This window comes from Pseudomonas sp. LBUM1672 (assembly GCF_059695655.1).
This window is the reverse complement of record NZ_CP166781.1, coordinates 1,052,363-1,078,384: the sequence shown is the minus strand read 5'-3', so window position 1 is coordinate 1,078,384 and position 26,022 is coordinate 1,052,363. Positions and strand designations below refer to the sequence as shown.

The 26,022-nt window shown below is 60.7% G+C and carries 24 protein-coding genes; 13 read left to right on the top strand and 11 right to left on the bottom strand.

The genetic code is table 11. The features are described 5' to 3' along the window. Positions 1 to 156: 156 nt before the first annotated feature. The 4 genes from ACA053_RS04755 to ACA053_RS04740 all read left to right on the top strand — a co-directional run bounded on the left by ACA053_RS04755 (position 157) and on the right by ACA053_RS04740 (position 2,876). Positions 157 to 621: a multidrug transporter gene (locus ACA053_RS04755; protein ID WP_109628067.1), complete on the top strand. Its 465-nt coding sequence runs from the start codon at positions 157 to 159 to the stop codon at positions 619 to 621. Positions 622 to 654: 33 nt separating this feature from the next. Further along, a complete protein-coding gene (locus ACA053_RS04750) occupies positions 655 to 1,479 on the top strand; it encodes an SDR family oxidoreductase (protein WP_497394651.1) in 825 nt (274 codons plus the stop codon). A gap of 118 nt (positions 1,480 to 1,597) precedes the next feature. After that, complete coding sequence (locus tag ACA053_RS04745; protein WP_497394650.1) at positions 1,598 to 1,996, top strand: DUF4440 domain-containing protein; 399 nt, start codon at positions 1,598 to 1,600, stop codon at positions 1,994 to 1,996. A gap of 208 nt (positions 1,997 to 2,204) precedes the next feature. After that, positions 2,205 to 2,876 (top strand): NHL repeat-containing protein, encoded by a 672-nt coding sequence (locus ACA053_RS04740; RefSeq protein ID WP_497394649.1) that lies wholly within the window; start codon positions 2,205 to 2,207, stop codon positions 2,874 to 2,876. 40 nt (positions 2,877 to 2,916) lie between these two features. Here the strand turns inward: ACA053_RS04740 and ACA053_RS04735 are convergent, their stop codons facing one another. The 4 genes from ACA053_RS04735 to ACA053_RS04720 form a co-directional block, all read right to left on the bottom strand. Beyond that, positions 2,917 to 3,777, bottom strand: coding sequence for an efflux RND transporter periplasmic adaptor subunit (locus ACA053_RS04735; protein ID WP_497394648.1), 861 nt, complete (start codon positions 3,775 to 3,777; stop codon positions 2,917 to 2,919). A gap of 27 nt (positions 3,778 to 3,804) precedes the next feature. Then, a complete protein-coding gene (locus ACA053_RS04730; protein ID WP_109628062.1) occupies positions 3,805 to 4,005 on the bottom strand; it encodes a DUF1656 domain-containing protein in 201 nt (66 codons plus the stop codon). Beyond that, positions 3,995 to 6,199 (bottom strand): FUSC family protein, encoded by a 2,205-nt coding sequence (locus ACA053_RS04725; protein WP_497394647.1) that lies wholly within the window; start codon positions 6,197 to 6,199, stop codon positions 3,995 to 3,997. Before ACA053_RS04725 ends, ACA053_RS04730 begins: the two co-directional genes overlap by 11 nt. Before the next feature lie 138 nt (positions 6,200 to 6,337). Then, positions 6,338 to 7,837 (bottom strand): efflux transporter outer membrane subunit, encoded by a 1,500-nt coding sequence (locus ACA053_RS04720; RefSeq protein ID WP_497394646.1) that lies wholly within the window; start codon positions 7,835 to 7,837, stop codon positions 6,338 to 6,340. A gap of 187 nt (positions 7,838 to 8,024) precedes the next feature. Between ACA053_RS04720 and ACA053_RS04715 the strand changes: the two genes are divergently transcribed. The 5 genes from ACA053_RS04715 (at position 8,025) to ACA053_RS04695 (ending at position 13,122) form a co-directional block, all read left to right on the top strand. Continuing rightward, positions 8,025 to 8,993, top strand: coding sequence for a LysR family transcriptional regulator (locus tag ACA053_RS04715; protein ID WP_010463147.1), 969 nt, complete (start codon positions 8,025 to 8,027; stop codon positions 8,991 to 8,993). 327 nt (positions 8,994 to 9,320) lie between these two features. Then, the gene (locus ACA053_RS04710; RefSeq protein ID WP_109628059.1) at positions 9,321 to 9,686 is read left to right on the top strand and encodes a DUF6124 family protein; all 366 of its coding nucleotides are present in this window, start codon (positions 9,321 to 9,323) and stop codon (positions 9,684 to 9,686) included. A gap of 617 nt (positions 9,687 to 10,303) precedes the next feature. Next, entirely contained in the window at positions 10,304 to 10,681 is a 378-nt protein-coding gene (locus tag ACA053_RS04705; protein ID WP_109628057.1) for a DUF6124 family protein, read from the top strand. Between the two features lie 816 nt (positions 10,682 to 11,497). Then, positions 11,498 to 12,472, top strand: coding sequence for a 2-hydroxyacid dehydrogenase (locus ACA053_RS04700; RefSeq protein WP_497394645.1), 975 nt, complete (start codon positions 11,498 to 11,500; stop codon positions 12,470 to 12,472). A 140-nt stretch (positions 12,473 to 12,612) separates the two neighbouring features. Beyond that, complete coding sequence (locus ACA053_RS04695; RefSeq protein WP_497315708.1) at positions 12,613 to 13,122, top strand: DUF2165 family protein; 510 nt, start codon at positions 12,613 to 12,615, stop codon at positions 13,120 to 13,122. A 28-nt stretch (positions 13,123 to 13,150) separates the two neighbouring features. Here the strand turns inward: ACA053_RS04695 and ACA053_RS04690 are convergent, their stop codons facing one another. After that, positions 13,151 to 14,053: a DMT family transporter gene (locus tag ACA053_RS04690; RefSeq protein WP_497394644.1), complete on the bottom strand. Its 903-nt coding sequence runs from the start codon at positions 14,051 to 14,053 to the stop codon at positions 13,151 to 13,153. 276 nt (positions 14,054 to 14,329) lie between these two features. Between ACA053_RS04690 and ACA053_RS04685 the strand changes: the two genes are divergently transcribed. Continuing rightward, positions 14,330 to 15,205 carry an AraC family transcriptional regulator gene (locus ACA053_RS04685; RefSeq protein WP_109635950.1) on the top strand — a complete coding sequence of 292 codons (876 nt, stop codon included), beginning with the start codon at positions 14,330 to 14,332 and terminating at the stop codon, positions 15,203 to 15,205. 142 nt (positions 15,206 to 15,347) lie between these two features. On the opposite strand, the gene ACA053_RS04680 is transcribed toward ACA053_RS04685, so the two are convergent. The 6 genes from ACA053_RS04680 to ACA053_RS04655 all read right to left on the bottom strand — a co-directional run bounded on the left by ACA053_RS04680 (position 15,348) and on the right by ACA053_RS04655 (position 21,748). Next, on the bottom strand, positions 15,348 to 17,777 hold the full coding sequence (locus tag ACA053_RS04680; protein WP_497394643.1) for a TonB-dependent siderophore receptor: 2,430 nt from the start codon (positions 17,775 to 17,777) through the stop codon (positions 15,348 to 15,350). 215 nt (positions 17,778 to 17,992) lie between these two features. Then, complete coding sequence (locus ACA053_RS04675) at positions 17,993 to 18,982, bottom strand: FecR family protein (RefSeq protein ID WP_497394642.1); 990 nt, start codon at positions 18,980 to 18,982, stop codon at positions 17,993 to 17,995. Further along, positions 18,979 to 19,545 carry an RNA polymerase sigma factor gene (locus tag ACA053_RS04670; RefSeq protein ID WP_497315704.1) on the bottom strand — a complete coding sequence of 189 codons (567 nt, stop codon included), beginning with the start codon at positions 19,543 to 19,545 and terminating at the stop codon, positions 18,979 to 18,981. The genes ACA053_RS04675 and ACA053_RS04670 overlap by 4 nt, the downstream gene beginning before the upstream one ends. After that, a complete protein-coding gene (locus ACA053_RS04665; RefSeq protein WP_109628049.1) occupies positions 19,542 to 19,865 on the bottom strand; it encodes a DUF3325 domain-containing protein in 324 nt (107 codons plus the stop codon). Before ACA053_RS04665 ends, ACA053_RS04670 begins: the two co-directional genes overlap by 4 nt. Beyond that, positions 19,866 to 21,446, bottom strand: a complete 1,581-nt coding sequence (locus ACA053_RS04660; RefSeq protein WP_497394641.1) for a PepSY-associated TM helix domain-containing protein — start codon at positions 21,444 to 21,446, stop codon at positions 19,866 to 19,868. It lies immediately after the preceding gene. Continuing rightward, complete coding sequence (locus tag ACA053_RS04655; protein ID WP_497394640.1) at positions 21,443 to 21,748, bottom strand: DUF3649 domain-containing protein; 306 nt, start codon at positions 21,746 to 21,748, stop codon at positions 21,443 to 21,445. Before ACA053_RS04655 ends, ACA053_RS04660 begins: the two co-directional genes overlap by 4 nt. Positions 21,749 to 21,924: 176 nt before the next feature. Between ACA053_RS04655 and ACA053_RS04650 the strand changes: the two genes are divergently transcribed. From ACA053_RS04650 to fecA, 3 genes are all read left to right on the top strand, one after another. Continuing rightward, the gene (locus ACA053_RS04650) at positions 21,925 to 22,413 is read left to right on the top strand and encodes a sigma-70 family RNA polymerase sigma factor (RefSeq protein ID WP_497315696.1); all 489 of its coding nucleotides are present in this window, start codon (positions 21,925 to 21,927) and stop codon (positions 22,411 to 22,413) included. Continuing rightward, positions 22,410 to 23,348, top strand: a complete 939-nt coding sequence (locus tag ACA053_RS04645) for a FecR domain-containing protein (protein ID WP_497394639.1) — start codon at positions 22,410 to 22,412, stop codon at positions 23,346 to 23,348. The genes ACA053_RS04650 and ACA053_RS04645 overlap by 4 nt, the downstream gene beginning before the upstream one ends. 261 nt (positions 23,349 to 23,609) lie before the next feature. Further along, on the top strand, positions 23,610 to 25,943 hold the full coding sequence (gene fecA / locus ACA053_RS04640) for a TonB-dependent Fe(3+) dicitrate receptor FecA (protein ID WP_497394638.1): 2,334 nt from the start codon (positions 23,610 to 23,612) through the stop codon (positions 25,941 to 25,943). Positions 25,944 to 26,022 lie beyond the last annotated feature (79 nt).

The following is a 26,022-nucleotide window of genomic DNA, read 5'->3' as shown; positions in this document are numbered from 1 at the left end:
CCCTGTTTGCCTGCGGTTATCTAACTTCGCGTGCTCAGGGCTGGCTACTGTCAGAAATTACAGTACCGACCAACGGTGATCGCCGTTGATCCGTGAATGTCCATTCCGGCAGCCGTTCGGTAGGATGGTGGTCATGAGTTCAAGGAGCGTTCAAATATGTTCATCGGCGTCCTGCTGGTCATCACCTGGCTGATTTTATTGCTGCGCTACCCGGCCAAGGCGTTGCCCGTCTCTGTGGCGGCCGCCATCGGCCTGGGTCTGGTGGCCACGTGGGTGATCTGGATGGACAGCCGCGAGGTCAAGCAACTGGCGCGCCTGGAGTTACGCATCACCTACGCGCCCGAACACTGCCCGGCGGACCGCCCGTTGCAGCTGACCATGAACAATGGCAACGATGTGCCGCTGACCGAGTTGCGCTGGCGCGTTGCCGCGTACGCGCCGGGCGATACGGTCAATCTGGCCGACAATCAATACGCCGCTCCGCGCTATCGCGGCCCCGGCGAACTGCAGGCCGGCGCCAATTGGGAAGACTGCTTGCCCCTGCCGCCGCTGCGCCCTGGCTATCGTCCGCAAACCCTGGAGTTTCGCGCCGAGCGTTTGCAGGGTAGTTTCTCCGACTGATCCCCCTACTTCTTTTTGCACAAGGACCGCGCCATGCCCGTTGCGTTGATTACCGGTTGCTCCAGCGGCATTGGCCGCGCCCTCGCCGATGTGTTCAAAGGTGCCGGCTACGAAGTCTGGGCCAGCGCCCGCAAGGCTGAAGACGTGGCGGTGCTGGCCGCCGCCGGTTTCACCGCCGTGCAACTGGACGTCAACGACGGCGCCGCGCTCGAACAGCTGAGCGAGCAGATCAACCAGCAACATGGCGGCCTCGATGTGTTGATCAACAATGCCGGTTACGGCGCCATGGGGCCGCTGCTCGACGGCGGCGTGCCGGCGATGCAGCGGCAGTTCGAAACCAATGTGTTTGCCGTTGTCGGTGTGACACGCGCGCTGTTTCCAGTGCTGCGTCGTGCCAAGGGTTTGGTGGTCAACATCGGCAGCGTTTCCGGGGTATTGGTCACGCCGTTTGCCGGCGCCTATTGCGCCTCGAAAGCGGCGGTGCATGCATTGAGCGATGCATTGCGCATGGAGTTGTCGCCGTTTGGTGTGCGCGTGATGGAAGTACAGCCGGGTGCAATCGAATCCAGCTTCGCCAAGAATGCCGGACATGAGGCAGAGCAATTGATTACCGAGCAATCCCCGTGGTGGCCATTGCGTGAAGGCATTCGTGCGCGGGCCAAGGCGTCTCAGGACAAGCCGACACCGGCCCGGGAATTTGCCGAAGGTTTGCTCAAGGCCGTGCAGCAGGGTAAGCCACCGCGTCTGATTCGACTGGGCAACGGCAGCCGGGCATTGCCGTTGTTGGCGGGGTTGTTGCCTAAAGGTTTACTGGAAGCGGGGTTGAAGAAGCGGTTTGGGTTGACGGGGCAACTCTAAGACCGAGTCGACACCATCGCGGGCAAGCCCGCTCCCACAGGACCTGCGCTAAACCTGTGGGAGCGGGCTTGCCCGCGATGGCGTCAGAACGAACATTGAAAATTTCAGGGACACTTTGATGACCGACTACACCGAATACTTCGACGAAGTGATCCAGGCCCACATCGCCATCGAGCAATGGCTGGCCGAGGACCAGGATGAGTCCGCACTTGAACACCTGCTCACGCGTTTTTCGCCACAGTTTTCCATGATCTCGCCATTGGGACGGGTGCTGGATTTCGCCGCGTTGAACGAGTTGTTCCTGCTGGCGGGCGGAAGAAAACTCGGCTTCAGGATCGAGCTCAGCGATTTACGAGGAATCGCGCTGTACGACGGTGGCGCGGTGGTGAGTTATCGCGAGCGGCAGACGGATGCGACGGGGCTGCATTCGGATCGACGCTCGACAGTGGCGTTTGAGAAGCAAGCGTCCGGCCCGGTGATCTGGCGGCATTTGCATGAGACGTTTTGCAAGCAGTAAGACCCGGGCACGTCGGATTGCAGCCGCGAAACACACAATTTAACGCTTGTCTACCTGTCAGAGTTGACAGTAGACGACCTCCATCACATCAGCTCAAAGTTGAGGCGCCGAAAACAGGCGAGTCATGAGGATGGGCCAGGGGCTCAATGCCTCATCTGAGATCAGTTTTCGTCCCGGCAACTGGAGCTCGATGAAGGAGGGAGTCGACATGATGGCCCAGCCCCTACCCAATATTCCCCACCGCATAGCGCGAGACCGTCATGAAAGTTGGGATCCGGAGCAGATTAAATTCGCTACTCCAGGCAATGCCGGTGGCACTAAAACTGCCGTGGGCGACGGCCGGGTCTTTATGGTTGGCTGGTCAACATCACCTGACTGCCTGGATCCACACATAGAGATTCTGTGCATTGATAGCCGCGGAAGCTGGGACAAAAAATTCGGTGACGATGGACGAGTCATCGTCAAAAACACCAGTGGCTGCCATCCCTGCATTGGCGAATCCCCAGTGATTAGAACCCTTGCGGGCGGAAGCATTATCGTCGGAGCCAACTACGTAACAGCCCCGCTCAACGTTGAAACAGCAACGCTTCTCAAATTTGACGCACTGGGCTTCCCGGTAAAAACGTTCGGTAAAGAGGGACGGGTTGAAATAAAACTGCCCGATGGAATAGCCTCCACCGCTCTGAAGGATTGCCACATCCTGTCCAACGGCCGGATTCTGGTCGCCGGCCATGCGCTGGCGCAGGACGAAATGAAACACGGTTTTGTGGCGATCCTCAATCCCGACGGGACGCCCAGCTCAAAGTTCGGTACTGCCGGAATCCTCCTGGTCAATGGCCAACATGCAGACACCGAATTCGATGCGTTGCGCAAAGCCTGACGGCAAGTAAGGCGCAGGCGAGCTCACCAAATGCTGCCTGCTATTCGGAACCCTGCTTCACCACCACCGTGCACGTAATCCCCGCCGCCAACAGCACCCTCTCCGGCACCTCATCAATGTGAATCCGCACTGGCACCCGCTGCGCCAGGCGTACCCAATTGAACGTCGGGTTCACGTCCGCAATCAGCTCGCGACTTTCCGGGTTGTCCCGGTCGTAGATGCCGCGAGAAATGCTTTCCACATGCCCCTTCAGCACTTCGCCGCTCATCAACTGCATGTCGGCCTTGTCGCCCACCCGCACGTGCGGCAGCTTGGTTTCCTCGAAGAAGCCATAGACCCAGAACGAGTTCATATCGACGACGGCCATTTTCGCTTCGCCGATGCGCGCGTAATCGCCGCGATGCACATTCAGATTGGTGACGTAACCGTCCACCGCCGCGCGGACCTCGGTGCGTTTGAGGTTCAGTTCGGCCGCTTCCAGTTGCGCCTGGGCATGCTGGTAATCGGCCAGGGCCGAGTCGGCGATGTTGCTGGCGTCGTCGCGGTTTTCTTTGGAGATCACCAGGGCATCCATGTCGGCGCGGCGATGGGCGTTGACCTTGCGCATTTCCCACGTTGACTTGCGTGAAGCCACCAATGCCTGCGCCTGTTTGACCGCGATGCGGTAGTGCTCGGGGTCGATGCGCATCAGCAAATCGCCCTTTTTCACCTGTTGGTTGTCGCGCACTGGCACGTCCACCACTTCGCCGGTGACGTCGGCGGCGACGTTGATGATGTCGGCGCGCACCCGGCCGTCGCGGGTCCACGGCGTGTCCATGTAATGCACCCAGAGGGTGCGGCCGATCCATAGGGCGAGGGCCAGCACCAACAGGGTGGCGAGCAGGCTGAAAAGCTTTTTCATCGGTGCCTTTTCTTCAGAGATAGAGAGTCAGTGGTAGACAGTCAGCGCCAGGGCGCCGAACAGACAGCTAAACAGGCTCAGGCGCAGCAGCGCCGGGTGCCAGAAAAAACGGTACAGGTCGAACCCGGACAGGAATCGGTCCAGCGCCCAGGCCAGCGCCGCGGCGATGAAAAACATCAGCGTCATGGTCGGCATGTACACGCCGTGGAAGGCGATTTCACGAGGCATGTTCAAGTCCTTGGGGCTTGGCGGTGGCGCTGGCCTTTATGTAGCCGGCGAGCGGTGATTGCGGGTCCAGCAGCGAGGTGCGGATGAAGTGCAGGTAGCTCTTAACCCGACGCAAAGCGGAGGTGTCGAAGTGCGGCGCGAACGGTTCGTCAGTGGCCTGCACACGACTGATCGCATGGTCGACCGCAATCAATCCGCGCTCCAGATTGCTCTGGCTCGGTTGCAGAAACAGCCGCACCAGCGAGCGGCCCATCACGCGGATTGCCTGGCGCCACGGTTGAGATTCGGCATAGGCCGGATGCACCGGCAGAATTGCCTGTTCCTTGCGCAACTCGATGATCGCGTGGCCGACCTCCAGCACCACGAACATCCAGCGCAGCAAGTCCCGTTGTACCTGCGGCTGACCCACCGCGAGACCGTAGGCCTGATGCAGCAAGTCCCGGGTACGGCTTTCGAAACTCGAGGCCAGGCCCTTGAGCTTGCCGCTGATCGCATAGACCACTTGCCCGCGCAAATCCTGCTCCAGCCGACGCCACAACCAGCGGCTGTTCGGCGGCAGAATGATTGCCCCGGCCGCGGCGCACACCAGCATGCCGAGCACCATGGCGATGTAGTCGTTGATGAACGCGTAAGGGTTGTAGACGGTGAGGTTGTCCGGCACCGAACCGGTGCTGAAGAAGATCAGCAAGCCGAGGCCGACACCGGCGTATTGCGGCCGCGAAGTGAGGAATGAGCCGAGCACGATCACCGGTGCGAGCATCACGCACAGCAATGGAAAACCGTCGATCCACGGGAAGATGAAAAACATCTCGACGAAGCCGATCAGCGCCCCGAGGAAAGTCCCGCACGCCATCTGGAATGCCATGCGCTTGGGGTTCGGCGTCGCGGCAGAAAGACCGACAGTAGCCGCGGCGATCAGCGTCATCGTCGCCCCGCTCGGCCACGCCGTCGCCACCCAATAGCTGCCGAGTACGACCAGAATGAATGCCGCACGAATCCCCGAAGCCGCCGAGGCCATCCAGTTGGTTTGCGGAGTGAAGGGCTCGTCCCATTGCTCCCGGGCATGGCTGTGATCGGCCAGCGAAGCGTGGGTCTGTGCATAACTGTGCAACTCGTCGACGAAGCGATAAAGCAGTTCGTAGGCGGTGTGGAAATCGAGCTGCTCGGCGTCGCTCGGCTCGCTTTCCTGAAAGATCGACCGGAGGGTGCGAACCCGCGTCGGCAGGTGCTCCTTGTAGATCGCCAATGCGCTGGTCAGGCGTGCGGCGTCGGGGCTGGTCAAGGCGCGACCGCTGAAGCCGTCGAGCAATTCCGCCAGGTCCTGCAACCCCGGCTTGATGGCCGCCACCACGTGGTCAGCGCCGCTGCTGCGCAAGCGTTCGAGCAGTTGGTGCAAGGCGTTGAACCGCGTGGTGATGCCCATGAATTCGCTGTTCAAACGACTGAGCCGGCCGTTGCGCCGACGCATGTGTGGGTCTTCGAACACAGTGACGCTGCGCAGCCCTTCCAGGCCGACCGCTTCGGCAATAAAGCGCACGTTGCTGGCTTCGAAAGCGTCCCGTTTGCTTCGACCGCGCAGGCCATCGGTGACGAACAAGGCGAACACACCGAAGCGCTGATACAAGGCGTTGCGCATCGCCGCGCTGGCGGTTTGCGGCAGGATCGCGGCGCTCACCACGGTGGCGCAGAGAATGCCCAAGGAGATTTCCAGCACCCGCCAAACCGCCGCCATGAAGGCGCCGTCCGGGTGGGCCAACGCGGGCAAACCGACCATCGCGGCGGTGTACCCGGCGAGCACGAAACCGTAGGCGCGAAAGTTGCGATATCGCGCGGCGCCGGCCGAGCAGATCCCGACCCAGATCGCCAGCGAACCGAGGAACAGTTCGGTGTTCTGGGCGAACAAGGCAATCAACGCGACCATCACCGCCGACCCGGCCAGAGTGCCCAGGAAGCGGTAAAAACTCTTGGCGAATACTTGGCCGCTTTGCGGCTGCATGACGATGAACACGGTGATCATCGCCGTGCGCGGTTGCGGCAATTCCAGGCGCATCGCCAGCCACAGGGTCAGGAACGCGGCGATCAGCACCTTGAAAATGTAGACCCAGGTCACGCCATCACTGCGTGCCCAGTCGAAGAAACCCCGGCGCCATTCAAGGGAATACAGCCAGCGCAGAGGTGCGGGCGAGGGAGTCATGGAATCCTGCTCATTGATATTCAGCCAGATGAGATCCCTGTGGGAGCCAGCCTGCTGGCGATTGCAGTGTGTCAGTCGATGCTGATGTCACCTGACGCACTGCAATCGCCAGCAGGCTGGCTCCCACAGGGTTTGTGTTCACTTAAGTAGCATCGGGGTTTTCGGTGCCTGGGTCCGGCTGTCTTCCGGCACATCGTTACCTGTACCAAGCCCTCCACCGAGCGCCGTCACCAATTCAGCATGAGCACTTAGCCGCGCCGCCTGAACCCGCTGCTGCACCTGCTGTTGCTTGAACAACAAAGTCTGCGCATTGAGCACGTTGAGGTAATCGGTGAGCCCGCGCTGATACGCGATCATCGCGATGTCGTAAGTCTTCTGCGCGGTGGCCACGGACTCGGCGGCGAAGGTTTGCTGCTTGTCCATGGACTCGCGGCGGATCAACTGGTCGGAGATGTTTTTCAGCGCGTTGACCAGCGTCTGGTTGTACCGGGCCACGGCAATGTCGTACCCGGCCGAGGCTTCGCCCAGCTCCGAGCGCAAGCGCCCGCCATCGAAGATCGGCAACGAGATCGCGGGGCCGACGCTGTAGTTGAGTTTCTTGCCGCTCAAAAACTCCAGCGCACCGCCGCCAGTGGCCATGTAGCCGAGGCTGCCGACCAGATCGACATTGGGGTAGAAACCGGCGTGGGCGACATCGATGCCCCGCGCCTGCGCCGCGACTTGCCAGCGGCCGGCGACCACGTCCGGGCGCTGCCCGAGCAATTGCGCGGGCAAAGACGACGGCAGTTTCAGCGGCGCGGCCAACGATAACGTGGGCCGCTGCAACTGCGCGCCCTCGCCCGGGCCTTTCCCTGCGAGAGCTGCAAGCTGGTTGCGGCTTAGGGCGATTTCTTCGTCCAGCGCGTCGATCTGGCGATGGGTTTCCGGCAGCGGGGCTTCCGCCTGGCTGACTTCGAAATGGGTGCCGATGCCACCGCTCAGGCGTTTTTGCGCGAGATCGAGAATCTGCCGCTGCTGTTTCAGGGTCGCCTCGACAATGTCCCGCTGCGCGTAATGCAACGACAGTTCGATGTAGGCGCGCACGATGTTGTTCTGCAGTTCGAGCTGAGCCAGACGCGCTTCGGTGGCCGTCATGTGCGCCATGTCCACGGCGCGCTCAAGGGCGTTGCTTTCGCGGCCCCAAAGGTCGAGGGCGTAGCTGAAGCCCAGCGCGGCATTGTTGTCCCAGGTCGTCGAGTTGGCCAACTCGCCCGGTCCATAAAACTGATCCGTGGGCCAGTTGTGGCGCTTGAGGGTGGATTCGCCATTGATCTGCAACGACTCGGCAGACTCGGCGATACCGGCCATGGACTTGGCCTGCCGCACTCGCGCGGCGGCCATGGCCATGGTCGGGCTGCCTTGCACGGCGAGGTCGATCCAGCGGTTCAATTGCGGGTCGCCATAGGCCTGCCACCATTGCGCGGTGGGCCAGTGAGCGTCCTGCGCGGCGCTCTGGATGGCGTCGTCGGTGGCCAGTGAATTGGCCTCCAGCGCCTTGCCCTGCGGGGCAATTCCTCCGGTTCCGATGCAGCCGCTGAGGGTCAGGGATAAAGCCAGAACACTGAGCGTCTGAAGCGCTCTGCTGATGCGACGCGGCACTGCTGAAAATTCCTGAGGTGGGAGAGGCCCCCTGTAGGAGGTGGGCGCAATTCTAGGGGTGGGTCTTAGTGGCGATAAGCTGGGAATCCTGTGAATCTTTGTTACCGTTAACGCGATAATCCCTTGGTCGGGGTCTCAGTCTCTGAAACCTTGTGTCACAATTTGCCATCGCACCCGAGAGCACCCCATGGACACTTTGCAAAACATGCGCGCCTTCAGTTACGTGGCCGAGGCCGGCAGCTTCACCGCCGCCGCCGTGCAACTCGACACCACCACGGCCAACGTCTCGCGCGCGGTCTCCAACCTGGAAGCCCACCTGCAAACCCGCCTGCTCAACCGCACCACCCGCCGCATCGCCCTGACCGAGGCCGGCAAGCGCTATCTGTTGCGCTGCGAGCAGATCCTGGCCTACGTCGAAGAAGCCGAAGCCGAAGCCAGCGACGCCCACGCGCGCCCGGCCGGGCAGCTCAAAGTGCACACCATGACCGGCATCGGCCAGCACTTCGTGATCGACGCCATCGCCCGCTATCGCAAGACTCACCCGGACGTGACCTTCGACCTGACCATGGCCAACCGCGTGCCGGACTTGCTCGACGAGGGCTACGACGTGTCCATCGTGCTGGCCAGCGAACTGCCGGACTCGGGCTTCGTCTCCCAGCGCCTGGGCATCACCTACAGCATCGTCTGCGCCTCGCCCGCTTATGTGAAAGCCAACGGCTGCGCACACAAACCCAGCGACTTGCTCAACCACGCGTGCCTGCGTCTGGTGAGCCCGGTGATCCCGCTGGAGAAATGGACCTTCGACGGTCCGGAAGGCCAGGAAATGGTCACCATCAATAGCTCGCCATTCCTGGTGAACTCGGCTGACGCGATGAAAACCGCGATCATCAGCGGCATGGGCGTCGGCGTGTTGCCGGTGTACGCGGCGATCGAAGGCTTGCGCAACGGCACGCTGGTGCGAGTGATGCCGAACTACCGCTCGCAGGAACTGAATCTGTATGCGATCTACCCGTCGCGGCAGTACCTGGACGCAAAGATCAAGACGTGGGTCGAGTACTTGCGCGGGTCACTGCCGGAAATACTGGCGGCGCATCAGGCGGAATTGGTGGCGTATGAATTGAGTGGGAGTCTGGGCGGGGTTCGGGTGGCGAACTGATTTCACGGTCCTACAGACGCGGTGATTTTGGGGAATGTTTCCGACGGGTTCTGTCGGTTGTTGGGTCGGACGGGAAATGGGTAGGCTTTGTGGGTCGCTGCAAAATCAGCGGCCAGGCTTGGAAACCTGATATTCCCATCACAGCACATGGCATACTGCGGCGCTTTTTTCTGCACGCAATTCCTTGTTATGGCGGCTGTGCGCGGGAGACCTTCGGGTCTGCCGGTTTTGGTGGGATATCCGGTTTTCCAGACCGCGCATGGCTGCCACCCTTTCGCTTGGAAACGAAAATGGCAGCTCGATTAATCCCATATCGAGTAATTTTTTATGATCAAAGAAACACCGAACCCTCCGGAAACCGACGACGTTTCCCCCTACGAATCCCTCGATTCCAAAAAACTCAACGAAGCCGCCGAACGCGCGCTGGATCACTACCTCAACCCCGCCGCCCTCAAATCCCCTGCCAACCGCAAACCCAGCACGATGTTTTTGATCGCACCGGACATCAAAGACGAAGACCTGCTGGCCCACACCTGCGAGTCATTGGCCCAGGCCAGCGTGATGGCGAGCGACTTCGCGGACTATCTGGAAGGCCCGCACCGGCACAAGGCAATGGCCATTCAACAGATCGTCATGCTGGCCGAACTGGCCGCAAACCGGATGCTGGATAACGTCGCCATACCAAAACCTTAGCCGCACGGCTAATCCCAATGTGGGAGCGGGCTTGCTCGCGAAAGCGGATTGTCATTCAACATTGATATCGACTGATCCACCGCCTTCGCGAGCAAGCCCGCTCCCACAATTGAATTGGGTACATCTGCAAGAGATTGGTCGGCTGTCAGGCCGCCTTCGCAGGCAAGCCTCGCTCCTACAAGAGCGCGGCATACACCCGCCTCTCACCACTCAACAGGCCGAGCGTTAGCTCGCCTGCAGCTTTTGATCTTGATCTGCCCGCCCCTTCTGGGTGGGTCGGGTGGCGAACTGATTTCACAGTCCTACAGACGCGGTGATTTTGGGGAATGTTTCCGACGGGTTCTGTCGGTTGTTGGGTCGGACGGGAAATGGGTAGGCTCTGTGGGTCGCTGGCATTTCAGCGATCGGGTCTGGAAAACCCGAAGAAGGATCACAGCGCATGACATAATGCGGCGCTTTTTCAGCACCGCGATTTGAGTTATGGCGGCTGTACGTGGGAGACCTTCGGGTCTGCCGGGTTTGATCCTTTCTCGGTTTTTCCAGTCCGCGTACAGCTGCCACCCTTTCGTCTGGAAAACGAAAAGTGGCAGCTCCTCGACTCTAAGGATCTTTGCCAAATGATTAAAGAAACTCCGAATCCTCCGGAAACCGATGACGTTTCCCCCTACGAATCCCTCGATTCCAAAAAATTCCACGACGCCGCTGAACGCGCGCTGGATCACTACCTCAACCCCGCCGCCCTCAAATCCCCTGCCAACCGCAAACCCAGCACGATGTTTTTGATCGCACCGGACATCAAAGACGAAGACCTGCTGGCCCACACCTGTGAGTCGTTGGCCCAGGCCAGCGTAATGGCGAGTGATTTCGCGGACTATCTGGAAGGCCCACACCGGCACAAGGCGATGGCAATCCAGCAGATCGTCATGCTCGCCGAACTGGCAGCGAACCGGATGCTGGATAACGTCGCAGTACCAAAACCTGCGCCACACAGCTAATACCTGTAGGAGCCGGGCTTGCCCGCGATGGCGGTCTGACATCCAGCATTGATGTCGTCTGACACTCCGCCATCGCGAGCAGGCTCACTCCTACAAGGGTTCGGCGTACATCTGCAAGAGATTGGTCGGCTGTCAGGCCGCCATCGCTGGCAAGCCAGCTCCCACAGGGGTTCGGCGTATACCTGCAAGATATTGGTCGGCTGTCAGGCCGCCATCGCTGGCAGGCCAGCTCCCACAGGGGGTTGGTGTACATCTGCAAGAAATTGGTCGGCTGTCAGGCCGCCTTCGAGGGCAAGCCTCGCTCCTACAAGCTCCCAGCGTACACCCGCTTCTCACCACTCATCAGGCCGAGCGTTAGCTCGCCTGCAGCTCTTGATCTTGATCCACCCGCCCCGTCGGGAGGCTGAGTGGAGGTGTTCATCCGGGGAGTGGCGCGCAGCGCCGTTCGACGCAGTCGAACACGCTGCATGTAGGTCGTCGCGAAGCAGACCGGAGGGCAGTGTCCCCGGATGGATACCGGAGCGAAGGAACGCCGAGCCCAGGCGAGGGGCCGGACGTTTGGGGCGAGCCTTTTTTTGCTTACTTTTTTTTGGCGTTTGAAAAAAAAGTGAGTCGCCGTAAGGGCGAAACCGCCAGCCGCCGTAACCGCAGGAATGGATATGTACCCGGTCAACCACAACATGGTCGGCCCGAAGGCCGCCATCGCTGGCAAGCCAGCTCCCACAGAAACTCCCAGTCAATCCGCAGACTCGCACAACAACGGAGAAGAATGTTAGCGTGCTTGGCATTCACCAAGCCCCGACGAGCCCTCCTCCCATGAAAAAGACCGTCCTCGCCTTCAGCCGCGTCACCCCGGAAATGGTCGAACAGCTGAAGCAAGACTTCGACGTCATCGTCCCCAACCCGAAAAACGGCGACATCAACGCCCAATTCAACGAAGCCCTGCCCTACGCCCACGGCCTCATCGGCGTCGGTCGCAAACTCGGCCGCGCGCAACTGGAAAACGCCGCCAAACTCGAAGTCGTCTCCAGCGTCTCCGTCGGCTACGACAACTACGACGTTGCCTACTTCAACGAACGCGGCATCATGCTCACCAATACCCCGGATGTCCTCACCGAAAGCACCGCCGACCTGGCCTTCGCCCTGCTCATGAGCAGCGCCCGCCGCGTCGCCGAACTCGATGCCTGGACCAAGGCCGGCCAATGGCAAGCCACCATCGGCGCACCGCTGTTTGGCTGCGATGTACACGGCAAAACCCTGGGCATCGTCGGCATGGGCAACATCGGCGCCGCCATTGCCCGTCGCGGTCGCCTGGGCTTCAACATGCCGATCCTCTACAGCGGCAACAGCCGCAAGACTCAGCTGGAACAAGAACTCGGCGCGCAATTCCGCAGCCTTGACGAACTGCTGGCCGAAGCCGATTTCGTCTGCCTGGTCGTCCCGCTCAGCGAAAAAACCCGACACCTGATCAGCCACCGCGAACTGGCCCTGATGAAGCCAAGCGCCATCCTCGTCAACATCGCCCGCGGCCCGGTCGTCGATGAACCTGCCCTGATCGAAGCGCTGCAAAACAACCGCATCCGCGGCGCCGGGCTGGACGTCTACGAGAAAGAACCACTGGCCGAGTCGCCGTTGTTCCAGCTGAAAAACGCGGTGACATTGCCGCACATCGGCTCCGCCACCCATGAAACCCGCGAAGCCATGGCCAACCGCGCGCTGGGTAACCTGCGCAGCGCTCTGCTGGGCGAGCGGCCACAGGATCTGGTCAACCCGCAAGTCTGGAAAGGCTGACTAAAACGGGCAGACACTATAAGTGCCTGCCCGTTTCTTTACACAACTTGCAATTCAGTCAACCGACGAAAAAAAGTTAAGCACTTTAGACTCTCCTTTACTTGCCCGACCCCGGACTATGTACATGGAGAACAATTACCTTGAACAACTACACAACTGAAAAGATCATCAGAATCAGCAAAATTGCACTGATGGCTTATATAAGCTTTTTTGGACTTTTGGTGATGTATAGCAACTTCACCGACTACACCACAAACTACGAATATGTCGCCCATGTCCTGAGCATGGACACAACCTACAACAACGAACGAACAACCTACCGGGCCATCACTTCGCCCATGTTGCACCATCGCATCTACTGGCTCATCATCACCCTCGAAGTGACCTACACCATTTACTGCCTGTTAGGCACTTACCACCTTTATCGAAAACTGAATGCGTCTGCCCGTGAATTCCATGAAGCAAAAAAATTCTCGATCATGGGTCTATTAATCGGTTTATTCATCTATTACGTCTGCTTGCAGGTCGTGGGCGTCGAATGGTTCGACATGGATAGATCGCAAACATGGAATGCCAAGGATTGGGCTCGGCATATTGTCGATTTTATGTTGCCGTTACTGATGTATATCGCGTTAAAGATCGAGCGCTGAATCGTATTGCGCTCGACCTCCAGAAATATCAGGCCAGATTTCCAGTTTGCCGCAACACGCGCACCTTGGGCTTACGGAACACCAGCACGTTACCCAGCATCACCAACACCAACCCAACCAAGGCCGGCGCGGTCCATTGATAACCTTCGGCAAATGCCGAGACATTCAGTGCCACGACCGGGAACAGCACGGTGCAATAGGCCGCGCGCTCTGGGCCCATACGCCCGACCAGCGTCAGGTACGCGGTGAAGCCGATGACCGAACCCGGAATCACCAAGTACAACAACGAGCCGATGTAGCGCGCGTTCCATTCCATGTCGAATGGAATGCCCCTGACCTGGCACCACACCGACAACATCGCAGCGCCATACGCCATGCCCCAGGCGTTGGTGGTCAGCGGCTTCAAACCGGCCTTCTGTTGCAGGCTCGAGAGCATGTTGCCGGCCGAGAAACACAGGGTGCCGAGCAGCGCCAAACCCAGGCCGAGCAAGGTTTCCGGGCTGGCGGTATGACCGGCCAACTCGGGCCAGAACAGCAAGCCAAGGCCGAACAAACCCAGTGCACCGCCCATCAATACGTTGCGGGCGATTTTCTGACCGAAGAACACCCGCGCATTGAGTGCATTCCACAACGTGGCGGTGGAAAACACCACGGCGACCAGACCGCTGGGTATCCACTGACTGGCGGTCAGGAAGCACATGAAGTTGATGCAGAACAGGCACAGTCCCTGAGCCAGACAGATCAAATGCCCGCGACGGTTCATCACTTGCAGGCGTCGACTGAGCAGCAACAGGACGAACAGCACCAGCGCAGCAAGGCCGAAGCGATAGACGATCGACACGGGAATGGCCACCACGCCCAGCTGCCATTTCAAGGCAATCCAGGTGGTGCCCCAGATCAGCACGGTCAACAAGTACAACGAAAGGTTCATGGCGACAGCTCCGGAATGGGCAATGCGGTGTGGTGAGCGAGCTTGCTCGCGCCGGGCTGCGTAGCGGCCCCATCCTGGCAAGTTTCTCCAGTTATTGTGAGTGCTGCGCACTCAAGCGGGAGCAAGCTCCCTCGCCACAGTGCATTGCCTGATTAGGGATCCAGTGTGCTGCGCTGATCGTGGGCGCACTTGCATAAACTTGCGCTTTTGTCGTGGCAGAGGCTGGCAGCGCAAAGTCTACGGAGTAGGATGCAAGGCGTCGGAGAGAAAGCGATCATGCCCGCACTGGAAACCCTGCAAGTCTTTCAAGCCCTCAACCGCTCGCCCAATGCTCGCCTCGAGCACAGCGCCGAGCTCGGTGACGGCATGGCTGCAGCCTTGTGGAGCAACCATCACGATGCCCAGGACTATGAGGCGCCAAGCCACCACACCTTGTCCTGCTACATCGCCGGCGGCACCGGCACTTTCCGTCGCGACCAGCCCGGCACCAAGGGCGGCCCGGACAAGCTGTGCATCCTGCCGGCCGAGCATCAGTCAGGCTGGGTAATCAACGGCGACATTCGCCTGGCCCACGTGTATTTCAGCCCCGAGCAATTCGCCCTCGGCTGCGTCACGCTGCTGGACCGCGAGCCGCGCGAACTGCAATTGCGCGAAGCGACTTTTCTTGATGACCCGGCACAAGCCCGGCGCTTTCGGCAGATGCTCACGCTCAACTGGGACGAACCCGGCGAACGCTTGCTCACCAGCAGCCTCGCTCACGAAATGCTCAGCCACGTGTTGCTCGGCCAGGTCGGGATGCGTGAGGGCTTGCGGCTCAAGGGTGGACTGGCGGCGCATCAGCGGCGGCAGTTGGTGGAGTTCATCGACAATCAATTGGCCGAGGCGATCAGCCTGGGTCAATTGGCGGCGCTGTGTGCGCTGTCGGAATATCATTTCGCGCGGATGTTCCGGGAAAGCTTTGGCTTGCCGCCGCATCAGTATGTGTTGGCGCGGCGATTGAGTCGGGCGCAGGAGTTGTTGCGTTCGACTTCGCAGCCTCTGGGGGAGATTGCATTGGCGTGCGGGTTTGCCAGTGCAAGTCATTTCACCAATCGGTTTCGGCAGGTTTTGGGTGGGACGCCTGGGGAATATCGTCAGGCGTTTTTGCGTTAATCCCGAAGATCATCAGTGGCTATCAGGCCGCCATCGCGGGCAAGCCCGCTCCCACAGGACAGGTGGCGAACCCATCTTTTGCGAACGACACTATCCCTGTGGGAGCGGGCTTGCCCGCGATGAACGATGACGCGGTTTTTCGTCAAAACTCCAATGTGCTGGACAGTGAGATCTGCCGCGAATCCCCCATCGACACAAAGAACCGGCTCGCCGCCGAGGTGTAGTACGTGCGGTCAAACAGGTTCTTCACGTTGAGCTGAAACTTGACCTTCTGCCCTTCAACCTTGGTGTCGTAGGTCGCGAACGCATCGGCCACGGTGTAGCTCGGCAGGTCGAAATCGTTGACGGCACTACCCGCCCGCTCGCCGACATACCGCGCCCCCGCGCCGACCCGCAATTGATCGCCGCCGACAATGGTCCCGAAGTCATAGACCGCCGACAACGAGCCACTGTTCTTCGCGACGTTTTGCAGTTTTTTGCCCTTGTAGACCGGGTCTTCGGTGACTTCGGCGTCGGTGTAGGCATAGCTGCCGATCATGCTCCAGCGATCGCTGAGCTGGCCGGTCAAGTCCACTTCCAGACCACGGGAGCGCACTTCGCCGGCGGCGCTGTAGATCGTCACCGGACCTTCGGAGTTGGCCACCAGCACGTTGCGTTTCTTGATGTCGAACAGCGCGACGTTACCGGTCACGCGGCCCGGCATGTCGAGCTTGGCGCCGAGTTCCCAGGACTTGGCTTCTTCCGGCGCCACGCTGCCGTCGAGCACGGTGCTGCTGCCGCTCAATGGCGCGATGGTCGAGTTGGGTTTGAACGATTCGGTGTAGCTGCCGTAGAACGACAGTTCATCGGTAAAGCGATAGACCAGACCGGCACGCGGTACCCACTTTTGGCCGTTGCTGTCGGTGTTGGCCTGGAACGGCACGCCTTTGCCGGCGTACTGGTCGTATTCCTGAAAGCGTGCGCCCGCGACGAAAATCCATTGATCGGTGAGGTGGATCGAGTCCTGCAGAAAGATCGAATCGCTGCGCAGCTCATCGGTCTGGGCGCTGTCCGCCGGGCTGACCGTGGTGCCGGCGACCTCGCGGCCATAGACCGGGTTGACGTAGCTGAAGGTGCTCAGGCTTCTCTGGCGGATCAGGTCTTCGCGGTAGATCTTGCGGTATTCGTCATCGACGCCGAACACCAGGTCATGCTGCATGCCCAGCGCGTTCACCTTGCCTTCAAGGCTGGCGGTGGTGAAACGGTCGGTGCTGATCGCGTTCTGGGTGCCGTCCATGCTGCGGGTCAGCGTGCCGCGTCGGGTGTCGATGGCGGTGACGCGCACTTGGCTGGCGTCGTAGGTTTCACGGTTCCAGCTGTAGCCGAAGTGGGCGTTCCAGTTGTCGTTGAGCTCGTGATCAGCCTCGAAGTGGTACAGGTCCGAGCGGCCTTCCATGTTGTTGAACGGCTCGTCCAGGCGCTCATTGCGCGAGATGTCCAACGGGTGATTGGTTCGCGGGTCGATGACCGTGCCGCGGTCGAACGGGGTCAGGAACTCGCGGTGTTCGTAGGAGAACAACAGCTTGGTGCTTTCGCCGAACCAAGCCAGCGACGGCGCCACCAGCGTCTCGCGGTGAGTGCCGAAGTTGCGCCAGTAATCTTCGTCTTCGTGGTCCAGCACCATGCGGTAAGCAAAACCGGAATCACCGAGGGCGCCGGTGCTGTCGAGGCCGCCGCCGCTGCCGTTTTTACCGTCGCCGTAGGTCGAACCGCGCAGCGTCAGGGCGTTGTATTGCTCCAGTTCGGGTTTCTTGCTGACCATGTTGACCACGCCGCCCGGGTCCTGAATACCGTACAGCAGCGAGGCCGGGCCCTTGAGCACTTCGACCCGGTCCACGGTCGCGTTCATGCCTCGGCCCTGCACGATCGGCATGCCGTCGCGCATGATCGAGCCGTTGCGGTTGTCGCCGAAACCGCGGGTCATCACCGAATCCTGGGTGCTCGCCAGCGTGTTGCCCTGAGTGATGCCGCTGACGTTGGCCAGCGCGTCATCCAGATTGCGCGGTGCCTGATCGCGAATCACCTGGGCCGGGATGACGTTGACGGTCTGCGGGATTTCCTGGAGCAAGGCCGACGAGCGCATCACCGAACTGGTGGGCGGCGGCTGATAGCTCATGGATTGATCGGCCACCGAGTTGATGGTGGTGGTGCCCAGATTCAACGTGCCGGCGGTGGGCAGCGGTTCAAGCACCAGGGTGTGAGCGTCGCTACGGCGGAAGGTGAAACCCGAACCGCCGAGCAAACGCTGCAGGGCCTGCTCGGCGTTCAACTGGCCATTGACCGCCGGGGCGGTGAGACCGTACGGCGCTTCATCGGTGTAGACCACGCTGATGCCAGTGACCCGGCTGAAGTCGCTCAAGGCCTGGGGCAGCGGCTTGGCAGCGATAGCAAAACTGAACTGCGTAAGCGGCTGCGTGTTGGCCGCCTCAGCGGCGGATGCGACGCTCGATGGCAGCAAGGCCAACGCCGAGATACACAGTGCAGAAGCACCCAACCACTGTTTGACCGAACCCGATTTTGCCCTGGACTTCATTGCTCAATGACCTGTGTAGAACCTACGGGATGCGAATGACTCGCAGTTTCAGTCACTACACGGATGGGGGTTGGGTTTACCTCATCAAAATTCTGAAAATAATTTTATTGGGGGTCAGTGGTGTTGGGTTTGACGCCTTCGCGGGCAAGCCTCGCTCCTACAAGGTTCGCGCAAACTTGTAGGAGCGAGGCTTGCCCGCGAAGGCGCCAGTTGCCTCACCGCACAATAATCAGATGCCCCAAAACGCTGGTCTGCTCAAACCCCAACACACCCTGCAACGAACTCAACACCGCCTGCGGATCCTTGCTGGGGAAACTGCCACTCACCCGCCGCGCCGCCAGTTCATCATTGAGCAACACAATCCGCCCCGGGTAATACCGCCCCAAATCCTGCACCACCTCGGCCAGGGTGACCTTGTAGTAATTGAGCCAGCCCTGACGCCACGCCAACTGCGCTTCACTGTCGACGGCATGCAGTTTTTCCGCCGAGCCTTCGCCATACGCCACTTGCTGGCCAGCGCTCAGAACCTGCTGCTCGGCGTGCTTGTCCGCGGTCACGCCGACCCGACCGGACAGCACCGTGACCTGCGCGCCATGGGGTTGCAGGCGCACTTCGAACTGCGTACCGAGCACCCGCGCCTGGCCCTTTTCAGCGTCCACCACAAACGGATCGCCCGTGTGGGTCACGCTGAAAAATCCGGCACCGCGACGCAGCTGGACGTGGCGCTCACCGCGACTGAAATCCACGGCGATGGCACTGTCGGCATCCAGCGTGACTTGCGACTGATCGGCCAGCGTCACGGTGCGAATTTCCCCCGGTGCAGACACGTAGTCCGCCCCCAGATCATCGATCCAGCGCGTCGGCTGCCAACCTGCGCCAAGGCCGATCATCAACACCAGGCACGCGGCCATGGCCAGCGCGCCAGTCCAGCGCCGCACACGGGTGCGGCGGGACCGGTTCATGGCACTGAGGTAACCCTGCAAGGCGAACGCGTCTTCGTCGGCCAAGGTTCGCGCCGGCTCTTCGCTCAATTCCCACAGCACTTGCGCCTGGGCGTAAGCCTCGGCGTGGGCGGGATCAGCCTGCAGCCAGCGGCTGAACGTGAGTTGATCGCCGCCGCTGGGCTGGTCGTGCAGCAGGCTCAGCCAGGCAAGCGCGGCCTGCTCCTGAGCGGGCGTCGGGATGACGCGGTCAAGCTGATTCACGGTGCTTTCCTTGGCGTGCGCGTTGGCGGTTCCTGCAGGCTGGCCTTGCAGGCATCGAGGGCGCGCATCATATGTTTTTCCACGGCGCTTTGGGACAGGCCCATGGCCTTGGCGATCTCGGCGTATTTGCGCCCGTGGATGCGGTTGAGCAGAAAGATTTGCCGGGTGCGCTCCGGCAACGCGCGCAACGCCGCTTCGACGTGACGCAGATCGTTGCCCGCCTCCAGTGCCGCTTGTGGTTCGCTGCCCTGGCTGTCCGGTTGATCCGGCATCCAGCCTTCGTTGACCCGAACCCGCGTGCCTTCGCTGCGCAAATGGTCGATGGCGATGTTGCCGGCGCAACGCAACAGGTAAGTGCTGAGCTCCTCGACCTGCACCAGCGGCCGCCGCCAGAACCGCAGGAACAAATCCTGGACCAGGTCGGCGGCGGTCGCTCGGCAGCCGACACGCCGACTCACCAGCGCTTCCATCTGCGAACGCTGGGACAGGAACACCTGAAGAAAATGCGCACGGGCGCCGCGATGCTCTTCATCGTGTGCTTCAGGTGGATTGGTGATCATCATTGCGCAAACACGGCGACGGGGCTGGCGAGCAGGCTCAACCCGGCCAACGCCAGGGCCAGGCGCGGGCGATACGGCATCAACCACACCAGCAGCAAGGCGCTGAGCATCAACACCGCAAACCACTCCACCAACCCGAGGCCCCAACCGGTTTGCGACACCGCCGCCCATAAGGAAACCGTCAGCAGCAACCAGCCGCTCAGCTTGAATGCTTTACGCCGCTGGGCCGACGACTTGCGCCCCAGCAGGTCGACGTGATGCCGATCCATCGATAAACACAGCGCGGTGAATCCGCCGTAGCACAGCAGCAAGGCCAACAGCATTCAGTTCACCTTCTGCTCAAGCGTGATCGGTCGGGCGCGTTCTTTGGCAATGCGAACGGTCTGCCCGACACGCTGCATTTTCCAGGCAGCCCAGGCCAGGAGCAGGCCACTGCCCAGGCACGTCAGATCGAACCCGGCGAGCGTCCAGTCGCCTTCAGCCAGCGTCACACCCAAGTGGTACGGCGTGGTCAGCGCGTTCAAGAGCGGAACGCCGCAGAACAGCAACGCGGCCATCGCCAATTGCTCGACCCACGCCGCGCGACCACGGCGGATCACCGCGTGAATCACGCTAAAGCCCCAGACGATGAAGAAGCTGTTCACTTCCCAATCCGACCGAGTGGCCATCTCAACCGGCAGCAACCGATTGGCCCAGAAGAACGCCGCCACTGCGACCACCAGCCCGGACATGCTGGAGATGTTCAGCACTTCCACCAACCGCAGTTCGAAGGGCATCACGGCGCTTTTCGCATGCTTGAGCTGGCGCTTGCCGAGCCAGACCACCAGCCCGGTGCCGATCAATGCGGTGCTCGCCAGACCGAAAATAAAGTACAACCAGCGCAACACCGGGCTCGCAAAATGGCCCATGTGCAAACCATAAAAACTGCCGGCAATCGCCATCGGCATCGGTTGCTGTGGTGTGGCGCTGAGTTGTTGCCCGGTCACGCCGTTGAACGTCACCGCGCTGCCCGCGTCATGCACCACCCGATCCGCGCCGTCACGCACCAGCACCACCGAGGCGTTTGCATCCCCAGGATTGTTCACCGTCAAGCGCTCCACACGACCGCCCGCCCATTGCTCGCGTGCCCGTTCCAACAGTGGCGCCATGGGGGCCAACTGCCCCGGTTTTCCCGCCAGTTCCGGCGTGCTGGAGGCCGGAAACACGTCATCGAAAAACGCCCGGACATCCCCTTTGTACGAGGCCAGAATGCTCGCTGGCATCACCATCGACATGAAAATCACCAGGCTGCTGTAGGTGATCATCAGGTGAAACGGCAGCACCAGAACGCCCACCGCGTTGTGTCCGTCCAGCCATGAGCGCTGGCCTTTGCGCGGGCGGAAGGTGAAAAAGTCCTTGAAGATTTTCTTGTGGGTGATGATCCCGGTGATCAGGCCGATGAACATCACCATGGCCGCGATGGTCGACAACCAGCGGCCCCACGGATAAGGCATTTGCAGCTGAAAGTGGAAGCGATAAAAGAACTCGCCACCCATCGTCTCGCGGCCCTGCACTTCGGCGCCGGTTTGCGGATCGAGCAGTTTTTCAGTGAATCGGCCGCGCTCACCGGGATTGGGCGGCGACTGCTGCCAGCGCACCGACAGGCCCGGTTCCCGGGCACTCGGCAAATCGATGAGCCAGCGTGAGGCGCCTGGGGCGTGTTGCTGCAGATAGTCTTGCGCCAGCGTCAGACTGGTTTCGGCAGTGACCGAACGCGCCGGTATTTCGGGCTGCATCCAGTGACTGATCTCGTCCTTGAAATACGCGAGCGTGCCGGTCAGGAAAATCGCGAACAGCAACCAGCCGAAGGTCAACCCGGCCCAGGTGTGCAACCAGGCCATCGCCTGACGAAATCCTTCTTTCATGCGTGGCCCATCCAGTACGCCAACCCTGAAACAGCTGTCAGCACCAGACCCGGAACGATCAAACCGAACCAGGCCTGCCACGCGCTGCGACAGGCAAAACACCAAAGCACCGCGACCAGATAGACCAGAAATGAGGTCATCATCCCGGTCACCACCGCTTCGGCGCGGGCCATCGGCAACCACAAACTAAGGCTGACACTGGCCAGCGCCGCGACGAAATAGCCGCCCAACACCGCAGCCAGCACTCGCGAAGTGACGGCCAATCGATAGGAAACGGGAAGCGTGCTGATTTTGCCTTTCATGTTTCGACCTTGAAACCGGGTGAGGCCGCGTAAAAGTCACGGGCCAGCAAGCGCGCAATATTAATGATAAATATTCTCATACGCAAAACAGTTCCGATTGCCGGGGGCATTGCACACCCCTACAATGCGAACAATTCTTGTTCTCTAACGTATCCGTTTGTGTCGGAGTGGTTCTGTTGCAGCCCGCCAATCCCGTCGAAATCCTCTATCACGCCCACCACAACTGGCTCACCGGTTGGTTGCGGCGCAGGCTTGGCTGCCCGGACAGTGCGGCGGATCTGGCTCAGGACACGTTCATTCGCGTGCTGACCGCCCGGGAAACACCGCAGATCATCGAGCCGCGAGCATTCCTGACCACGATCGCCAAACGCGTGCTGTTCAACCATTACCGTCGCCATGATCTGGAACGCGCCTACGCCGAAGCACTCGCACAAATGCCTGAGGTGTACGCGCCGTCCGAAGAAGAACGGGCGATCATCCTGCAAACCCTGATGGAGCTGGATCAGTTGCTGGACGGTTTGCCGTGTCTGGTCAAACGCGCCTTTCTGCTGGCGCAGGTCGATGGCCTGACTTATCCACAGATCGCGGCGGAACTGGGCATTTCCATTGCCACGGTCAAACGCCACTTGAGTAAAGCAGCCATGCGCTGCTATTTCGCGCTATGAACGGTACTCCGGACTTTTCTTCCCAAGTCGCCGAACAGGCCGTGCACTGGTTGATGGAAATGCAGCAAGACCCGCTGAACCCGCGCCAGCAACAGGCCTGGCAGCAATGGCACGATGGGCACAGCGAGCATCAACGGGCGTGGGAACATATCCAGCGGGTCAATCAGCGACTTCGCGGTTTGTCTTCGCCGCTGGCCCACGCGGCGCTCAATGCGCCGAAGTCCGGCAGCCGACGTCAGGCGTTGAAACTGCTGCTGATTCTCGGCGCAGGTTCCGCGGTCACCTGGGGCATGCGCGAACACAACGTGCTGCCGCCGTTACTCGCTGATTACCGCAGCCCCATCGGCCAGCGGCGCAAGGTGGCGCTCGGCGCAGGCAATCAGTTGCAGCTCAACACCGCGAGTTCGGCGGATGTGCGGGTGGAGGGCCCGCAACGGCTGATTCGTTTGCTGGAGGGCGAACTGCTCTTGACCGCGACCCAGGCGTTTCAGGTGCAGACCGCGCAGGGCGTGTTGACCACGCAAGGTGGACGATTGAACGTGCGGCAGTTTGCTGATCACACCCTGGTGGCGGTGTTCGAGGGCAGTGTCGAGTTGATGCCGAACGATGGCGCCCCACTGGTTTTACCTGCCGCCCGGCAATTGGGTTTCGGCCCGCGCGGCGTGGGTAAACCGCTGCCGCTGGAGGCCAACAGCGGCGCCTGGGCCGACGGCATGCTGGTGGCCGCCCACATGCGCCTCGGGGATTTTCTCGACGAGCTCGGCCGCTATCGTCGCGGGCAGTTGAATTGCGATGCGAAGGTGGCGGATCTGTTGATTTCCGGGACGTATCCGCTGGCCGACAGCGAACGGATTCTGGATCTGCTGGAAATCAGCTTGCCGGTGAAAGTGAAGCGCTTTACCCGGTATTGGGTGACCGTCGAAGCGAAGGCGTAACCCAAGGCAAAACAAAAGCTTTGTGGTGAGGGGATTTATCCCCGTTCGACTGCGCAGCAGTCGCAAAACCTGCAAACGTGGATTACCTGAAGGATGCGTTCATCTGGTTTTGGGGCTGCTTCGCAGCCCAACGGGGATAAATCCCCTCGCCACAAAAGTGATCCACACAAAAAAAGTTTTGTTCCACGTGAGCCGTTTTTCAGATCTGGCGTGACAGAGAAGGAAAGCCCCCTTGATTCCACCTTCTCAGGATCGTCCTCCATGCACCCCACCCGCCTCACTCCGCTGGCCCGAACCGTGCGCCACCTCTTGCTCGGCGCCAGCTTGAGCTTCGGCGCGCTGCCGCTCGCGTTCGCCGCCGATGCCAAGCCGTACCACATCGCACCGTCCTCGCTCGAAAGCGCACTCAACCAGTTCGGCCGTGAAGCCGGCGTGTTGATCACCTTCGGTTCGCAAGTCACTAGCGGTGTGCAGAGTCGTGGCCTGGAAGGCAACTTCACCCCGTCGCAGGGCCTGGACGCATTGCTCGAAGGCACCGGCCTGCAAGCGCGTGCCGAGGGCGACAATGCCTTCAGCCTGCAACCGGCGGACGACACCGCGCTGGAGCTGGATACCTCGAAAGTGGTCGGCGACTGGCTCGGTGACGCCGCGCAAATCAACGTCTTCGAGCATCCCGGCGCCCGTGATGTGATCCGCCGCGAGGAGTTCGAACGCCAGGGCGCGACCCAGGCCAAGGACGTGCTCAACCGCATCCCCGGTGTGAACGCGCCGGACAACAACGGCACCGGCAGCCACGACATGGCGCTGAACTTCGGCATTCGCGGTCTCAATCCGCGCCTGGCTTCACGCTCGACCGTATTGATGGACGGCATCCCGGTGCCCTTCGCACCTTATGGCCAGCCGCAGTTGTCTTTCGCGCCAGTGAGCATCGGCAACATGGACGCGGTGGACGTGGTGCGCGGCGGCGGCGCGGTGCGTTACGGCCCGCAGAACGTCGGCGGCGTGGTCAACTTCGTGACCCGCGCGATTCCCGATGAGCCAACGGTGAAAGGTGGTTTCCAGACCGAAACCAGCCCGTCCTCCAGCCACGACGGCTTCAAAACCACCGGCAACTTGCTGGCCGGCGGCACCGCCGACAACGGCTTGGGCGGCGCGCTGTTGTATTCCGGCACCCGCGGTGGAGACTGGCGTGAACGCAGCGATACCGAAATCGACGACCTGATCCTCAAGGGCAAATACCAGCTCAATGACGCCAACAGCTTCAACGCGATGGCTCAGTATTACGAAGGCAAGGCCGACATGCCCGGCGGCTTGAACGTCGCCGATTACGATGCCGACCCGTACCAGTCGACCCGCCCGAAAGACCAGTTCTGGGGCCGCCGGACGATGTTCAACTTCGGCTATCGCTATCAGGAAGACCGTCGCGAATTCACCGCCAACACGTTCTTCACCAAAACCCTGCGCAGTGGTTATCTGGATCAGGGCACGTTCCTGTCGCTGTCCCCGCGCGAGTACTGGGTACGCGGCCTGGAAACCCGTTTCGCCCAAGGCTTTGACCTCGGCCCGACCAGCCATGAAGTCGGTATCGGCTATCGCTACATCAACGAAGCCGGCCACGAACTGCGTTACCGCGAGCCGATTGCCAACAATACCTACCCGACCACTAACAGCCGCAATGATCGCGACACCCGTGGCGGCACCGAAGCCAACGCGTTCTTCCTCGACGACCGGATCGACATCGGCAAGTGGACACTCACGCCGGGCATTCGCTACGAGATGATCGATTCGCAGCAGACCAACAACCTGACCAACGTGAAGTACAAGGGCGACTACAACACCGCGTTGCCGGCGCTGAACGTGCTCTATCACGTGACGGACTCCTGGAATCTCTACGCCAATACCGAAGGCTCGTTCGGCAGCGTGCAATACAGCCAGATGCCTAACCGGGTGACCAGCGGCGAAGTCAAACCGGAAAAGGCGCGGACCTGGGAACTGGGCACCCGTTACGACAACGGTGCGTTGAGAGCGGAAATCGGCGCGTTCCTGATCAACTTCGACAATCAGTACGAAAGTAATCAGACCAATGACTCGGTGATCGCCCGCGGCGAGACGCGTCATCAAGGGATCGAAAGCAGCATCAACTATTCACTGGATGACTTGAGCCCGTCGCTGGCCGGTTTTGATGTGTACGCCACTTACGCCTTTGTGGACGCGACCATCCGCGAAGACGGACCGAACAAGGGCAATCGTGTGCCTTTCTCCTCGAAACACAAGGGCACGATTGGCGTGGGTTACACCGAAGGCGCATGGAAGCTGAACCTGGACAGCAGTTATCAGAGCGACCAATTTGCCGACAACGCCAACACCTCGGCCGAAAGCGCTGATGGCAGCACGGGCAAGATTCCCGGGTACATGTTGTTCAGCAGCCGCGCGGCGTATGACTTCGGGCCGAAGTTGTCGGATTTGAATGTAGCGGTGGGGGTGAAGAATATCTTCAACCACCAGTACTTCACCCGCTCGTTCGATGACAACAACAAGGGCAAGTACGTGGGGGAACCGCGAACGGTTTATGTGCAGACCTCGGTGGCGTTTTGACCCACTGACCTCTAAAGCCGGGCAGCTTTGTGGTGAGGGGATTTATCCCCGTTGGGCTGCGAAGCGGCCCCTAGCATTC